The organism is Mycobacterium farcinogenes, assembly GCF_019739075.1.
Classification (GTDB): Bacteria; Actinomycetota; Actinomycetes; order Mycobacteriales; family Mycobacteriaceae; genus Mycobacterium; species Mycobacterium senegalense.
The window spans coordinates 2,629,315-2,645,648 of sequence record NZ_CP081673.1 but is presented as its reverse complement, the minus strand read 5'-3'; the positions used below and the strand labels follow the sequence as shown (position 1 = coordinate 2,645,648).

General features: G+C 69.7%; 7 protein-coding genes. 1 reads left to right on the top strand and 6 read right to left on the bottom strand.

The genetic code is table 11. The features are described from left to right. Position 1: 1 nt before the first annotated feature. The 5 genes from mbtD to K6L26_RS12505 form a co-directional block, all read right to left on the bottom strand. Entirely contained in the window at positions 2-2,995 is a 2,994-nt protein-coding gene (gene mbtD / locus K6L26_RS12525) for a mycobactin polyketide synthase MbtD (RefSeq protein ID WP_221853207.1), read from the bottom strand. Then, positions 2,992-4,329, bottom strand: a complete 1,338-nt coding sequence (locus K6L26_RS12520; RefSeq protein WP_221853206.1) for a beta-ketoacyl [acyl carrier protein] synthase domain-containing protein — start codon at positions 4,327-4,329, stop codon at positions 2,992-2,994. Before K6L26_RS12520 ends, mbtD begins: the two co-directional genes overlap by 4 nt. Then, positions 4,319-5,065 carry a thioesterase II family protein gene (locus tag K6L26_RS12515; protein ID WP_036393634.1) on the bottom strand — a complete coding sequence of 249 codons (747 nt, stop codon included), beginning with the start codon at positions 5,063-5,065 and terminating at the stop codon, positions 4,319-4,321. The genes K6L26_RS12520 and K6L26_RS12515 overlap by 11 nt, the downstream gene beginning before the upstream one ends. Beyond that, on the bottom strand, positions 5,062-5,820 hold the full coding sequence (locus tag K6L26_RS12510; RefSeq protein WP_221853205.1) for an AMP-binding protein: 759 nt from the start codon (positions 5,818-5,820) through the stop codon (positions 5,062-5,064). The genes K6L26_RS12515 and K6L26_RS12510 overlap by 4 nt, the downstream gene beginning before the upstream one ends. A gap of 61 nt (positions 5,821-5,881) precedes the next feature. Beyond that, positions 5,882-9,427 (bottom strand): non-ribosomal peptide synthetase, encoded by a 3,546-nt coding sequence (locus K6L26_RS12505; RefSeq protein ID WP_221853204.1) that lies wholly within the window; start codon positions 9,425-9,427, stop codon positions 5,882-5,884. A 102-nt stretch (positions 9,428-9,529) separates the two neighbouring features. Here K6L26_RS12505 and K6L26_RS12500 point away from each other — a divergent pair, with 102 nt between their 5' ends. Continuing rightward, complete coding sequence (locus K6L26_RS12500) at positions 9,530-11,179, top strand: (2,3-dihydroxybenzoyl)adenylate synthase (protein ID WP_221853203.1); 1,650 nt, start codon at positions 9,530-9,532, stop codon at positions 11,177-11,179. On the opposite strand, the gene K6L26_RS12495 is transcribed toward K6L26_RS12500, so the two are convergent. Beyond that, positions 11,176-16,332, bottom strand: a complete 5,157-nt coding sequence (locus K6L26_RS12495) for a type I polyketide synthase (protein WP_221853202.1) — start codon at positions 16,330-16,332, stop codon at positions 11,176-11,178. The genes K6L26_RS12500 and K6L26_RS12495 overlap by 4 nt on opposite strands. Between the last annotated feature and the right edge of the window lie 2 nt (positions 16,333-16,334).

The following is a 16,334-nucleotide window of genomic DNA, read 5'->3' as shown; positions in this document are numbered from 1 at the left end:
GTCAGTCACGCGAAAATGCTTCCTTTTCAGGTCTTTCCAAATGCTCGATCAGTTCCGCGGCGGTGGCGCCGCCGAGGATGGTGGCCAGCGGCACCGATCGGCCGGTGGCGTTCTTGAGCTTCTTGCGCAGGTCGATTGCCAGCAGGGAGTCGATGCCCAGATCCAGCAGCGACGTGTCGAGATCCAGCGCCGAGGTGTCGGTGAGCTTCAGCACGGCACCGAGCGCGATCTGCATCGCGCCCTTGGCGTCAGCGGCTTCGCTGTCCGGCGTCTCGGGGGCATGGTTCACTGCCGCGGCGGGTTCTCGCCCGCCGCCGAGGAAGGTCCGCAGCCGCTCGGCATCGGCGGTGAACACCAGCGGATCCGACGGGTAGTCCCGCAACCCGGCCTCCACCGCGAGTTCGGGAACCATGGCCCGCAGGCCGGACCGCTCCACTCGGCTGACTTCGGCAGCATCGATGATGCCGTCGCCCTGCCACAGGCCCCACCGCACCGCGATGCAGTGCTTGCCCTCGGCCCGCAGTTGTCCGCCGAGTGTGTCGAGGAGCCGGTTGGCCGCCGAGTACGCGGCATGGCCGTAACCACCCCACCGACCGGATACCGACGAACACAACACAATCCGGGCGTCGGGGCGCAGCGGCCACGTCGCTGTGAGGTTGGCCAGTCCGTTCACCTTGGCCGCGAACGTATCCCGCACATCGGCCCCGGTGAGTTCTCGGCCCGGGGCGATGGCGGCAGACGCTGCGGCGTGGATCACCAGGGACGCCGGCGAGAGCCCCAGTTCGGCGACGGTCGCGGCGATCTGGGCGGGGTCGGTGAGATCGCAACGGGGGGCCAGGATCTCGGTCCCGTCGGCCGACAGCGCCGAAACCTGCTCATCGCCGAGGCCGCTGCGACTGAGCAGCACGATGCGTCGTGCTCCCTGTTCTGCCAGCTGGCGAGCGAAGTGCAGACCTACGGCGCCGGCCCCGCCGGTGATGACCACCTCGTCGAAGATGCCCGAATCCGCGGTCCAGGTGCGGGCGTCCGACGTGTCGTCGCACATCTCACGGCGCCATACGGCCGGTCCCGAACCGTTGTCCCGCAGGGCGATATCTTCCGCGGCGGTCAGCATCGCGGTGACGGCCGCAGCCGCAGCGGCCGGGTCGAGCTCGGCCGACGGCAGGTCGAGGTGATGGAACTCCTGGTCGGGGTGTTCGTAGCCAAGGCTGCGGTGCACGGCCGCCAGGGCCGCCGACCCCGGTCGCACGGATTCCTCGCTGTTGACCTGCTCGGCGCCGACGGTGACCAGCCAGACCTCGCGGGTATCCGCGGTGATCGCATCGGGGTAGTTGAGCAGGCCGTCGTCGATACGCCGGCTCAAGGTTTCTGCCGCCACGACCGGGTCGATGTCCTCGGATACCGGAGCCACCACGACCAGCAGGTCGGCGTCGCCGGGTCGGGCAGCGGTGGCGACCGGCATCTCGCCGAGGGCACTGTGCAGCGCGGCAGCCGGGCCCTGCCCGGAGGCGAGGTCCAGCACGGCGACACGACGCTGCCCGGCCGGCACGTTCGGCGGTGCAGCCTGTTCCCAGCGCTCCACGCGCACCGTCAAACCGGGAACCGGATCCAGCGGCTGCGGTGTCGCCCAGAGATGTTCGGCCCTCATCGGAGCGAACGGGAAATTCCGCAACCGGCCGGCCGAGTGGTTGGGAAGGTCGTTCCAACGGTAACCGGCGTCGGCCATGGCGACCGAGACGATGTTGGCGCTGAGCCGTTCGGTGATCGGTTCGTCGCGTCGACCGGATCCGACGATCACCGCCGGACCACCGGTGAGGTCGTCGGCGTCATCGAGCAGGTCGCCCATGGCGAACAGCAGCGCGGGGTGCGCCGAGAGCTCCACGAAGATCCGCGCCCCGCGCCGCGCCGCGGCCTCGATGGCGCGGTCGAAGCGCACCGTGCTGCGCAGGTTGGTGTACCAGTAGTCGGCGAAACCGGTCCCCGGCTTGACCACGTCAGCGGTCGCCGAGCCGATGAACTGCACCGGCGATTCACCGAATTGTGCGGCAGGCAGCATTGATTCGAGTTCGCCACGGGCCGAGTCGAGCGCGGTGGTGTGCGCCGGGAACCACATCTCGATTTCCTTGGCGAACGATCCTCGGCCGGCTACGGTCGCCACGGCGGCGGCCACCGCATCGGTATCCCCCGAGACCGCGACCGACGACCTCGAGTTCACCACCGACAGTTCGAGCCAACCCTGGGTTTCGGCAACCACTTTCGATGCCTCGTCGGGGGTGACCCCGAGGACGGCGACGCGGTACGGCCCGGTCAGCCGGTCGAGTACGGTCGCGCGGGCGATCACCACCGCCACCGCCTCGGGCAGGGTGATGCCGCCGGCCACATAGGCCGCGCCGATCTCACCCAGGCTGTGCCCCACGGTGATGTCGGGCAGCACCCCGCAGGAACGCCATACCGCGGCCAGTGCCACACCGTGGACGAACTGGGCGCCCTGGATCTGCACCTGGGAGAAGTCGTTGGTCAGCGCGCCTGAATCCGGATCGGACAGTAGGTAATCCAGCGGCGATGCGGCACCGGCGGCCTCGAAACAGGCCGCGCACTTGTCCACTTCGGTCCGGTACACCGGCAGCCGGTCATAGGCCTGCACGCCCATGGACGGCCACTGGCTGCCCTGCCCGGGGAACACGAAGGCGATGCGGGCACTCGAACCCGGTGCCGTCCCGGCCTGAGCGCGCGTGACGAGCGGATGCTCGACGTCTTCGGTCAGTGCGCGCAGGCCCGCGGTGAGCTCGTCGCGATCACCGGCGCGCACCACGGCACGGTGACGACGCAGACGGCGGGTGGTCAGCAAGGTGGCGGCCACGTCGCCGGCGCTCACCGCCGGATGCGAATCCACGTAGTTCAAGATGGCCGCGGCGTCGGCGCCGATCAGATCCTCGGTGTGGGCGCTGAGCAGTACGGCTGTACGGGCGTCGGGCAACGCGTCGGCGCCGGTCATGCGGCCTCCCCGGCAACCTCGGGAACCGAGATGATCGCGTGCGCGTTGGTACCGCTCATGCCGAACGCCGAAACCGCGCCGATCCGTTGTCCGTCGACAGCGGGCCATGGGGTCTGTTTGGTGGCCAGCCGCAAACCCTGGGCATCCCAGTCGATCTCGCGGCTGGCCTGGTCGACGTGCAACGTGGCAGGGATGGCGGCATGCTCGGCGGCCAGGATGACCTTGGCCAGGCCCAGCCCACCCGCGGCGGCCTGCGAGTGCCCGACGTTGGATTTCACCGATCCCAGCACGGCACCCGCCCCGGGCGCGGTGGCACCGTAAGTCTTTGCCAGGGAACGCAATTCGGTCCGGTCTCCGAGCCGGGTGCCGGTGCCGTGGCCCTCGATCATGCCGACGTCCTCCGGCCGCACGCCCGCCTGACGGATCGCCTTGGCGAACAACCGCTGCTGGGCGTCGCCGCTGGGGGCGGTCAGCCCGGTGGTCCGGCCGTCCTGGTTCACCGCGGTGGCCCGAACTTCGGCCAGGATCACCCGGCCGTTGCGCACTGCGGCGGATTTGCGTTGCAGCACGAACATCGCCGCTCCCTCGGCCCACACCGTTCCGCTGGCGTGTGCGCTGTAGGGCCGGCAGTGGCCGTCATCGGACAACGCGTGTTGTTTGGAGAACTCGACGAAGTAGCCGGGTGTGCCCATCACGCAGACACCGCCGGCCAACGCCATGTCGCAGTCGCCCGCCCGCACCGCCGTGACGGCGGTGTGGAATGCGGTCAGCGCCGACGAACACGACGTGTCCACGGTCAGTGCCGGCCCGCACAGATTCAGCGTGTAGGCGATGCGGCCGGAGATGACGCCGAGTGAGGTCCCGGTGATCAGATGGCCGCTGTGGTGCGAGAACTCCGTCAGGGCCGGCCCGTACTCCAGGCCCGAGGCACCGACGTAGCAGCCGACGTCGTGCCCGGCCAACTCGTCCGGGTTGACGCCGCTGTTCTCGATCGCACGCCACGCGAGACGTAAGGCGACGCGTTGCTGAGGATCCATCGCCACCGCTTCACGCGGTGAGATGCCGAAGAACGCCGGATCGAATGTCGCTGCGGTGGAGAGGAACCCACCGAGGTCGTGGATACGTTTGAACCCGTCGCGGCGCGAGCCGTCGAACAGTTCGCGCAGCGACCAGCCCCGGTCGCCGGGAAATCGCCCGAGCGCCTCACGCTGTTCGGTCAGCAGCGACCAGTAGTCGTCGGCGGTCTCGATCCCGCCCGGAGCCTCCAGCGCCATTCCCACGATCACCACCGGATCGGCGGCCCCGAACTCAGGTGGCTTCCCGCTAGAGCTCATTGACCAGCTCCGCCACATCCTCGAGCTGGGAGTTGAGATAGAAGTGCCCGCCGTCGAACATCGTGCAGGTGAAGGCACCGCTGGTGTGGGATTCCCAGCGCCGCAACATGTCCTCGCTGATCCGGTGGTCACGGTCGCCGCCCAGGGCATAGATGTCGGCCGCGATCGTCACGTCGGCTTCACACGCGTACCTATTGAAGGCCGCGTAGTCCGCACGCACCGCCATCAGCAGCAGTTCGACGAAATCCTCGTCGGCGAGCAGTGCTTCGTCGGTGCCGCCGAGATCGACCATCTCCGCGAGAATCTCGGATTCGGCCATCGGTAGCGCGGGGGCGGCCGCCACCGCCGACGGCGCCTCGCTGGCCGACACCCACAGGGCGTCGATCGCGATCCCGCTGCGTTCGGCGATGCGGGCGAATTCGAAGGCCACCACCGCACCCATGCAATGACCGAACAGCCGGATCGGTCCGGCTGAGCCCCAGTCGGCCGCGTCGAACAGATCCTTGGCGAGTTCGGCCACCGTCGGGGCGGCCGGGTGCGACAGCCTGTCACCGCGTTGCGGGTACTGCATGACGTAGGCATCGGACCCGGCAGCGGCCAGCGCCGTCCCGAATCCGCGATAGGCCAGCGCCGCTCCCCCGGCGTGAGGGAAAACCAATGTGGCTGTTGAGCTTTCGGACCCTGGATAGCGCTTCACCCAGGGCTTGACCGTGATCTGGGTATCCGGGTGCGTCACGACGGCACAGCGGTGTCGAGAGCGGCCACCGCATCCCGATGCCGCACGGCCAGGGCGAAGCCGTTCATCCCCCGCTCAGGGTTGCGCCGCGGCGCATCGTCGGCCACGACGATGCCTGCGCCGGCGGTCAGGGCCACCAGCATCATGAGAATCGGCGCGGCCGCACCGGTCGCCGAGAACGCGCCGATGCGGTCATCGCCGGCGACACCCAACCGACCGGTGAGATCCACGACCGCCTGGCGCGCGGCCGCGTGGGACACCACCGCGTACCCGCTGTCGTCGACGGACCCCAAAAAGGCCGGATCGCCCGGCTCAGAGCGCACCGGAGCCACGTCGCCCGCGCGGGCGCCGATCCGTAGCGCTTCGGAGACGGTGAGTGCCGGCAGCCAGTTGGGCGGTCCGTCGCCGGTGAACAACGCCATGCGTACGCCGGTGTGATCCAGGATGGGCTCGGCCGGATCGGCGGTGTCGATCGGGACGCAGACGCCTCCGGCGGCCAGGATTCCCAGCGTGGCGATCACGGTGTCCAGACCCGTGGGTCCGACGACTGCCACCCGGTCGCCGACGCGAACGCCTGCCACCGCGAGCGCACCCGATACCGCCAGCGCCTGCTCCCGCAGTTGCCCATAGGTCCAGCGAGTCGTCGGGCCGAACACCGCGACGTCGTCGGGCGCGCCGTGTGCGTGCGCGAAAAACCCCTGGTGCAGCGGTTCGGCCGCTGCTGCCGGCATGGTCTGTGTAGTCGTGCGACTCACCAGGTCCACAACGACCTCCTGACGATAAGCAAAGCCTGCCCTAACTGAAGTAACTCTAACCTTAGTTGCCCAACGCGGGTTCTGGGGCCGTGCGTGCCAACTCCGAGGCCACATCGGCACTGTCCATGCCTGTGACCTCCAGATACAGCTCGGACACCAACCGCAAGCGGTCCGAGCCCGCCTCCCGCCCGGCGAGCAACGCGGCCATCTGCGCGACCGTCCTGGCGGCGAAGACGTCGGCCACCATGACGGTCGAGGTGTCGAGCCAGTCCCGGATCCGCGCCACGAGCTGAGTGCCCAGCACCGAGTCCCCGCCGAGAGCGAAGAAGTCGTCGTCGACGCCCACGCCGGTCTGTCCGAGAACGTCGCCGAATATCGCGCACAGGGCCGTTTCCAGCGGACCCGAGGGCGCGCGGTAGCCCCTGGCCTCAGGGGCACCGACAGCCGTGAGCATCCGGATCACCGCGGTGCGGTCGGTCTTGCCCCGCGCGTAGGGAATCTCGTCGGCAACGACCAGGACCTGGGGGATCATGTGCGCGGGCACCAGCTCGGCCAGCGCACCGGCCACCGTCGCCGCGTCCAATCCAGCATCCAGACCGGCCTGATCTGCCCGCACCACGGCACCGAGCAGATCGTGGCCGCCGTCGACCGGCACCAGCACCGCGACGGCCGCGTCCACCCCGGGAACCCGGCACAACGCGCCCTCGACCTCGCCCAGCTCGATCCGGAAACCGCTCACCTTGATCCGGTTATCGGCCCGGCCGACGAACTCGAGCGTGCCGTCGGGCCAGGACCGCACCAGGTCTCCGGTGCGGTACCAGCGGCGCCCGTCGTGCTCGACGAACCGTTCGGCAGTCAGGTCGGGACGGCCGCGGTACCCGCGGGCGATGCCGCGTCCGCCGACCCACAACTCGCCCGGCACCCAGTCCGGGCAGTCATCGCCGCGAGCGTCGACCACCCGGCAACAGTTGTTGGTCAGCGGTACCCCGAACGGCACCGAGGTCCAGTGCGGCGGCAACGCGTCGTCGTCGAATCCGACTTCGAAGATGGTGTTGTGGGTCGCGGTCTCGGTGGCTCCGCCCAGCCCGGCGAAACGCACCCGCGGCGACGCGGCGCGCAGCGCCCGCACCAGGTCCGGGCGCACCCAATCGCCTCCGGTGGGCACCACCCGCAGCGACGACAAAGGTCCGCCCCCGGTGCCGGATGCACCGGCTCCGCCGGCCGTGCCCGATACGCCGGCGACCAGCATCTCCAGCCAGCCGGTCAGGAAATGCAGAACGCTTACCCGGTGCTCGTCGATCAACCGGACCCAGACATCCGGATCGCGGCGGTGCTCCTCGTCGACGACCACCATCGACCCACCCGAACGCAAGGTCCCGTACACGTCGATCACCGACAGGTCGCACTCCAGGTGCGACAACGCCAGGCATTTGTCGGCCGGGCCGATCTCGAAGTGGTCGTTGATGAACTCGATGGTGTTCATCGCCGCGTCGTGGGTGATCTCGACACCCTTGGGTTCCCCGGTGGAACCCGAGGTGAACAACACGTACGCCAGGTCCGTGGGGTCCACCTCGACCGGCTCGAAATGTGCTGGGTCACCGATGATCTCGGCGTCGGCAACACTCAGATGCGGAAGCTCCGGATGGTCGGAGCCCGACCCACAGACCAGGGCGAAGTCCACCCCGCCGGTGTGCAGGATGCGGGCGGCCCGGTCGGCGGGCTGATCCACCCCGACCGGCAGGTACGCGGCTCCGACCATGGAGATGGCCAGCAGCGCGATCACCTGCTCGACACTCTTGGGGCCCAGAACTGCGACCACCTCACCGTGGCACACCCCGCGCGACTGCAGGGCGGCCGCCACCGCCAGCACCTTGTCCCGCAGTTCTCCGTACGTGAGGTCGCCGGCGCTGCTGAACACCGCGGGCGCGTCCGGGTCGGCCGCCGCGTTGGCCAGGAATCCGGCGTGCAGCGGATCGCCACTGGGCGGTGACACCGACGCGTTGAGCTCGGCGCGCACCCGGCGCTGTTCCTCGGAGATCGCCGGCGGGTCGGGTGCGTCCCAGGCCGCGTCATCGGTGGCCAGCCGGCGTAGCTCGGCCAGGTGGTAGGCGAACATGGCCTCGGCCACGCCGGGACGGAACGCCTCGACCCGGACATCCCAGTTGATCATCAGACCTTCGGCGATCGGGGTCGCCTGAGCGTCGATGAGCACCTGGGGCCCTTGCGAGATGGTCCACACCGGCGCCCCGAAGTGGTCGGTCACCTCGCCGGCGAACAGATCGCCCAGTCCGAGCGCGCTGGTGTAGACGATGGTGGCCAGCGTCTGGCTGCCGCGGTGCCGGCTCATGTCGCGCAGCACGTCGAGCCCGGAGACCGAGGAATGAGCGGCGGTGGCATGCAGCGTGTCCTGCACCACCCGAGCCCTGGCCATGGCGGTGTCGGCCCCGGTCAGATCGATGTCGAGCAGTAACGAAGAGGTGAAGTCGCCGACCAGCTTGTCCACGTCGGGGTGATACGGCTCGCGCCCGAACATCGGCAGGTTGAGCAGGAACCGGGACTGCGTCGACCAGCGTGCCAGCGCGTTGGCGTACGACGCCCCGACCGCCATGGCCGGGGTGACGCCCCGCCGGTGCGCCGCGGCGAACAATGCGTCGCGCGTGGGCACGTCGAGGGTTTCCCACAGCCGGATGCTGCGGTGCGGGTTGCGCTGATCCGACAGCGGAACCAACGGCAGCGCAGGCGGATCCGGCAGATCCGGCACCCGGTCGGCCCACCACTGCAGGTCTTCGGCCGACGGCGGGGGCACCGAGGCCGTCAGCCGGGCCCGGTATTCGCGGTAGGTGTAACCGAGATCCGGCAGGTCGGCGCCCCGGTAGAACGCGGCCAGGTCAGCCATGAAGTTGCGATAACTCACCGCGTCCGCGCACTGCATGTCCATATCGACATGCAGTCGGGTGCGGCCGCCGGGCAGCAGCGACAAACTCAGCTCAAGCACCTCGTCGTGCAGCATCTGATGCGACTTCGATTCCCGCAGCCGCTCCAGCTCTGCTTGTGCCGCAACCTCATCCAGGTCGCGGAAGTCATACACGGTGACCGGCAGCGGCCGGTCACCGATCCGCTGAGTGCCATCGGGCAGGATCTCGACACGCAGCATCGGGTGACGCGCGGCCAGTTTCGCCGCCGCGGCCTGCAGTCTCTGCGGATCGACTCCGGCGCCGTCGAATTCGACGTACAGATGGGCGCCGACGCCGCCGAGTTGCTGGTCCTGGTTGCGCCCGACCCAGAACGCGTGCTGGATCGGCGCCAGCGGGAAGGGTTCTGCGTCATCGCCGGCGACCGCTTCGGCGTCGGGAGCCGGATCGACGGACGCCGCGTCGGGAGCGTGCTCGGCGACCAGGTCCGTCCAGGCGGCGACGGTGGGATTGGCCGCAAGAGCGGCGAATCCGACGTTGATGCCCTGCTTCCGCCACCGCCCGGACAGCGACATCATCCGGATCGAATCGAGCCCGGAAGCGATCAGGTCGGCGTTGGGATCGACGTCGTCCGCGCTGACTCCCAGGAGTTCGGCGACCTCCGCGCGGACCGTCCGGGAACTCGTCGCCACCACGCTTCATCCTCCAAACAATTAGTAAAGGCTGCCCTAACTTAGTGGAGGTTACCCTATATTCGATCTGCTGACACACCCACCCGACGGGAGCCGAGAACACCGATGACCACCGGTTTTGACCGCCAACAGGACGAACTGGCAAACGGATTCACCCCGTTCCCCGAGGACCGCGCCGCCGTATACCGCCAGGCCGGGTACTGGCAGGGCAAACCACTCGACAGCATTCTGCGCGACGCCGCACAGCGCTGGCCGGACAAAGCCGCCGTCGTCGACGCCCGCGGCACCCACACGTTCGCCGAACTGGACGCGCTCGCCGACCGCATCGCGGCAGCGCTGGCCGCCCGTGGCGTCAGGCCCGGCGACCGCTTCCTGGTGCAACTGCCGAATACGCGCGAGTTCGCCGTCGCGACTTTCGGTCTGCTTCGCGCCGGGGTGGTGCCCGTCCTGTGCCTGCCCGGGCACCGGTCGGCCGAGCTCGGCCACTTCGCGGAGGTCAGTGGCGCTGTCGGACTGGTGATTCCCGACGTCGTCGCCGGTTTCGACTACCGGGAGCTGGCCACTCAACTCACCTCCGAGCACCCGCGGGTCAGGCACGTCCTCGTCGACGGCGATCCCGGTTCCTTCCAATCCTGGTCAGCCGTCAAAGATTTCGCGGAGCCGGTACCACCGCACGTCACCGTCGACACCAGTGGCCCGGCCGTCCTGCTGGTCTCCGGCGGAACCACCGGCCTGCCCAAGCTCATCCCCCGCACCCACGACGACTATCTGTACAACGCCGCGGCGTGCGCACGGGCCTGCGAAATGGTGCACGAGGACGTGTATCTCGCGGTGCTCCCGGCCGGACACAACTTCCCGTTCGCCTGCCCCGGCCTACTCGGCTCGATGACGGTGGGTGCCACCACCGTCTACACCGACGACCCCAGCCCGGAGTCGGTGTTCCCCTTGATCAACTCCCACGGCGTCACGGTGACCGGACTCGTCAACGCCCTGGCCAAGCTGTGGGCGCAGGCCTGCGAGTGGGAGCCCGTGCTGCCCACGTCCCTGCGGGTGGTCCAGGTGGGCGGGTCGCGGATGTCCCCGGAGGAGGCGCGATTCATACGTGTTGGCCTGAGCGCGGGGTTGCAGCAGATCTTCGGAATGGCCGAAGGGATGCTGAATTTCACCCGGCCGGGCGATCCGGTGGACGTGGTCGAGCACACCCAGGGGCGTCCGATGTCGCCCCACGACGAGATGCGGGTGGTCGACGAGGACGGTCACGAGGTCGCCCCGGGCCAGGAGGGTGAACTGCTGGTGCGCGGGCCCTACACCCTCAACGGGTACTACCGCGCCGAGGAAGCCAACGCCCGGTCGTTCAGCCCCGACGGATTCTTCCGCACCGGCGACCGGGTCCGCATCTTCTCCGACGGTCCCAGAGCGGGTTATGTCGAGGTCACCGGCCGGATCAAGGACGTCATCCATCGTGGCGGCGAGACGGTGTCCGCGACGGACCTAGAGGACCACCTACTGGCTCACCCGGCCGTGTACGCGGCGGCGGCGGTGGCACTGCCCGACGACTACCTCGGCGAAAAGATCTGTGCTGCGGTGGTTTTCCGGGGCGCGCCGGTCACCCTGATCGAGCTGAACGACTTCCTCGATCAGCGCGGGGCATCGGCCCACGCCCGGCCGGACGTGCTGGTCCCCCTGCCGGCCCTGCCCACCACCGCCGTGGGCAAGGTCGACAAGAAGAAGCTCATCGCCACGATCACCGGCTAATGCCCCACCCGCACCTCACGCTCCGCGACGGGGTCCAGCAGCTCGATGATCCTGGCTGTCACAGCCGCCGCGGTGGGGTGCTCCCACAGCAGCGTCGGCGGCAGTGACAGCCCGGTCTGCTTCTCCAGCTGGCGACGCAGCCGCACCGTCATGATCGAATCGACGCCCAATTCCACCAGGGGCAGGTCGACGTTCACGTCGGACTCCGCGAGTCCCAATTGGCTTGCCACCGCAGTCAATACGTGAGCCGCGAGCTGCTCGGGGTCGAAGTCCCCCGCGGCCGGGTCCGCGACGTCGTCGGGTTCGTCCTCGGGCGCAACGCCCGCCAGGATCGGCACGGCCGCGGCGGCGGGCAGGACCGGAAGCACCACGACATTGGCCGCATCCTCACGCATCGCCAGGTCCAGTGCCCGCATCGCGTCCTCGGCACCCACTGTGCCCATGCCGAGCGCATCGAGTTGCGCGGCGACGAATTCCGATGCCGAGCCCATCCCCATCCCGCGCCACGCCGTCCAGGCGACGGCGGTGGTGCGGTCCCCGAGGCTGCGCCGGTGCCGAGCCATTCCGTCGAGGAAGGCGTTGGCGCATCCGTAGGCACCCTGTCCCGGGAAGCCGGCCAGGTAGCCGCACGAAGAGAACAGCACCATCCAGTCCAGCTGCCCGGGCGGGAACACCTCGTGCAACACCAGCGTCCCCTGCACCTTCGGATGCATGGCGGCGGCGAACTCGTCGGACGTCGTATTCATCAGCAACGCACCGGCTTCCACGCCGGCGGCGTGGATGACACCGCGCACCGGCGGCAGCGGGCGCAGCACGTCCCGCAGGGCGGCCGCCGATTCCGGCGCCCCGATGTCCACCGCGGCGACGGTGACCGACACACCGCGTTCCTCGAGAGCGGTGACCGCGCGAATCGCCACCGACTGCGGATTCTCGGCCCAATCCGAACGGTCGGCCAATCCCGAGCGCGACAGCAGCACAAGGCGGCGCGCCCCGAGATCGGCCAGGTGCTGAGCCATCCGAAGCCCGAGCGCACCGGTGCCGCCGGTGATCAGATACGTCCCGCCCGGCGCACACCGCATGGCGGCCGTCTGGACCGGGGCCACCGTGCTCGATCCGGAGAGCCGGGCGGCCAGGGCGACCCCGTCGCGGATCACCAGCACACCGTGTCCGGCCAGCGACCCCAGCGCGTCCAGCGGTAGGCGCCCGTCGGCCACGTCGACTACGCCACCCCACAGCTGCGGATGTTCGGCGGCGGCCACGCGACCCAGGCCCCACAGCGGCGCGTGGGTCACGTTGGCTCCCTCGTGCACCCCGACCGTGAGTGCCCACAACCGCGCCGGCAGACCCCGGCGCTGCAGCAGGCCCAGCGTTCTGGTCACCAGATCGACTGCGGCCCCGGGCGAATCGTCGTCGCGGGGCAGCACCAGCACCACCACACGCTCGCCGAGATCGCTTGGCAACGAACCGAAGTCGAGGATCGAATCGAGCTCCGCGGGATCCTCAACCGCCAGGTACGGCACGTCGGCCGCCGTCAGATCGTCAACCGCGGATTCGAGCCGATCGACGTCACCGCCGACCAGCATGACCCCGCTGGGCGGCTGCCCGTCGGGAGTGGACACCGGCTGCCAGGACACCTGGTGCACGATCTTGCGGACGTCGGTCGCCGAGGATTCGCGGCCCGGATTCTCGAGTTCCTCGAAGGTCATCCCGCGGATCGCCAACAGCACCGATCCGGCCTCGTCGGTGAGCGCGACGTCGGTGGTGGTGGTGCCGGGCCTGCGGCGCACCGACAGCATCGCGGTCGCCGGCGGCGTGCCGTACACACCGACCCGTTCGATCCGGGCCGGCATCCGCAGTCGAGGCGGACCGTCGAAGCTGGTCGAGGCGGCCGACGTGGCCGCATCCACCAGCGAGGCCCAGGTGTCCGGCCGCGCGCCGTCGGGCTCCGAGCTCACCCGGGCCAGCAGTTCACCCGCCCCGCGGCGCAGATCCGTGATGTCCCAGCCGAATCCCATCGCAGCGACGCCGAGTTCGGCAAGAGTGTCGATCACGTGGCGCGGCGGCAGCGGCTCGGTGCAGCGCGCACGGGCCGCATCGAGGTCGATATCGGCGACCGCGCAGCGGTCCCGATCCACCACCGCACTGCTGTGCGTCAACCACCCGCCGCCCTGATCCTCGGCGCCGTCGGCCAGCCGTGAGGCCAGCGTCAACTCGCCGTCGGCCAGCACCACCTGGAGATCGCGGGCGCGGGCCGGCGCGACCGGCGTACGCAGCCACACGTCCTTCAGGCCCGCGCCTGAGCCGGCTGCCGTCAGGAATGTGTTCAAAAGTACTGCGGCAGGCACAATTTCGGTACCCTGCACCGGATGGTCACCGGGGTAGGGCCGGGTGTCGAAGTCCAGCCGCGTCTGCCACATCCGGGTGGCGACGGTTCCGGCCACGTCTGTGCGTCCGCCCAGCAGGGTGTGACCGGCGGCGTCATGCACCGCGCGCCCGCCGGGCGCCGCAGCCGGTACGCGCCAGAAGTGCCGGTGCTGCCATTGAGTGACCGGTAGGTCTGCCGCCCACGGATCTGTCTCGGCGACACCGTGTTCGACGTCGGCACCGTGGCAGTACACCGAGGCGACAGCGGTCATGACGGCCGGCAACTCGGACGTGTCGCGACGCAGCAGCGGGACGACGGCATGGTCGTCGATACCCAGATGCAGCAGGGTCTCGACGATCGAATGCGCGACCACCGGGTGCGCGGACACCTCGAGGAACAGCCGGTGCCCGTCCTCGGCGGCAGCAGTGACAGCCTCGGCGAACCGAACCTGCCCGCGCAGGTTGTGCACCCAGTAATCGGCGTCCCGGGGCGCGCTGGAGCGGGGGTCGGGCAACGCGGTGGTGTACAGCGGGATCACCGCATCCCCGGGCGGATTGAGCCCGGCGACACTGGAGGCCAGGGCGCCGGTCAGACCGTCCATCGCCGGACTGTGGAACGCCACGTCGGTATTGACCCGGCGCACCACGATTCCCTGCTCACCCCAGGTCCGGCAGACCTCCTCGACGGCCTCGGTGACGCCCGAGATGACACAGGATTCGGCCGATGCGCTGATGGCTGCCACCACATCGGTGCAACCGGACAGCCGCCGCGCGGCCTCGGCGAACGGCAAGCGCACCAAAGCCATGGCGCCGCAACCCATCACCGAGCGGAACCCACGCGCCCGGTAGCACGCCACTGCGGCACCTTGACGCAGGGTGAACACGCCGGCGACCACACAGGCCGCCACCTCGCCGACGGAGTGCCCGATCACCGCGGCCGGCCGCACCCCCCGCCCACGCAAGACCGCGGCCAGCCCGACCTGCATCGCGAACGTCAGCGCCTGGATCCGGTCGGTGCTGCCGAGCTCACCCGTGCTCAGCGCCTCGCGCGCGGAGAATCCGAGCTCACGCCCGAAGACCTCGTCGATCTCGTCGATGACACCGGCGAAAGTCGGCTCCGCTTGCAGCAATTCGCGTCCCATGCCCGCCCAGTGCGAACCATGCCCGGAGAACACCCAGACCGCGTCGGCGGCTTGGCCGCCCGGCAGTTCGCCGGTGACCAGGCCACTGCCGGATTCGCCACGGGCCAGTGCGTCCAGGCCGGCGATCAGCTCGTGGCGGTGTTCGGCGACGACGGCGGCCCGGACCGGCTCGTGGCTGCGCCGGGTCCACAGCGTGGCGGCCACCGGCGCCGGCTCCTGATGCCCGGCCCGCAGATGGTCGGCCAGTGCTTCGGCCTGGCGGGCCAGACGCTGCGCCGAACGTGCCGAGAGCGGCACGATCACCGGGCCGGATACCTCGGGCGATCGCGAGACCTGTTGCGCCGGGGCCTCTTCGAGCAGGATGTGGGCGATCGTGCCGCCGTAGCCGTAGCTGCACACCGCGGCCTGACGCGGAATGCCGGTGCGCGGCCAGGGTTCGACCTCGGTGGGTACCCGAAGTCCGCTGTTGTCCCAGTCGACGGCACCGGTGAGTTGCCGCAGCCCGGCGGTCGGCGGAATCATCTCGTGATGCAGGGCCAGGACCGTCTTGATCAGGCCCATCACCCCCGCGCCGCCCTCGAGGTGACCGATGTTGGGTTTGACCGACCCGATGCGGCAGCGGTCCGCCCCGGCCCGCCCCGCGCCGTACACCTGGGCCAGCGCCCCCACTTCGGTGGGATCGCCTGTGGGAGTTCCGGTTCCGTGGGCTTCGATATATCCGACACCTGCCGGGTCGACTCCCGACGTCCGGCACGCGAGGCGGAACATGTCCGCCTGGGCAGCGCCGTTGGGCGACATGATGCCCACGGTGCGCCCGTCCTGCGCGGTGGCGCCGCCTCGTATCACCGCCAGGATGCGGTCACCGTCGCGCTCGGCATCCGCCAGGCGCTTGAGCACCACCACGCCCGCGCCCTCACCGCGTCCGTAGCCGTCCGCGGCGGCGTCGAACGTCTTGCAGCGGCCGTCGGGCGCAGTGGCCCCGGCCTCGTCGAGCACCCGGGTCAAACCGGGGCCGATCAGCGCGCTGACGCCGCCGGCCAACGCCAGTGACGTCTCACCGGCGCGCAGCATTTGACACGCCTGGTGCACCGCCACCAGCGAGGCCGCGCACGCCGCGTCCAGCGCCACACTCGGGCCCCGCAGATCGAGCAGATGGGAGACCCGATTGGCGATCCCGCACAGTGAGGTCCCGATACCGGTCCATGCGTCGATCCCGGGCAGGTCCTCCATGATCAACTTGCCGTAATCGTCGGAGTTGACGCCCATCAGCACCGCGGTGTCGCTGCCGGCCAGCGCCCTCGGCGACACTCCCGCGTGCTCAAGGGCCTCCCAGCTGACCTCCAGTGCCAACCGCTGCTGAGGATCCATCACCTCGGCCTCGCGTGGCGAGACCCCGAAGAACTCGGCGTCGAATCCGGCCAGGTCGTCGAGGAAGGTGCCCAGCCGGGTGACCTCGCGCAGGATCGCCGCGTTGCGCGGATCGCGCTTCAGGTAGGGCTCCCACCGCTCCTCGGGTACCTCGGTGACGTTGCTGCGCCCTTCCAGCAGGAAATTCCAGAAGTCCGCGGGCGTGGCGACGCTGCCGGCGACACGACAGCCCAGTCCGATGACGGCGATGGGTTCCGGAGTCGAAGTCTCGGACGCCATTT

Bases quoted from the DNA above. Each gene is read 5' to 3' on its own strand.
- mbtD (WP_221853207.1), bottom strand. From the start codon at position 2,995: ATGACCGGCGCCGACGCGTTGCCCGACGCCCGTACAGCCGTACTGCTC.
- K6L26_RS12495 (WP_221853202.1), bottom strand. From the start codon at position 16,332: ATGGCGTCCGAGACTTCGACTCCGGAACCCATCGCCGTCATCGGACTG.
- K6L26_RS12500 (WP_221853203.1), top strand. From the start codon at position 9,530: ATGACCACCGGTTTTGACCGCCAACAGGACGAACTGGCAAACGGATTC.
- K6L26_RS12520 (WP_221853206.1), bottom strand. From the start codon at position 4,329: ATGAGCTCTAGCGGGAAGCCACCTGAGTTCGGGGCCGCCGATCCGGTG.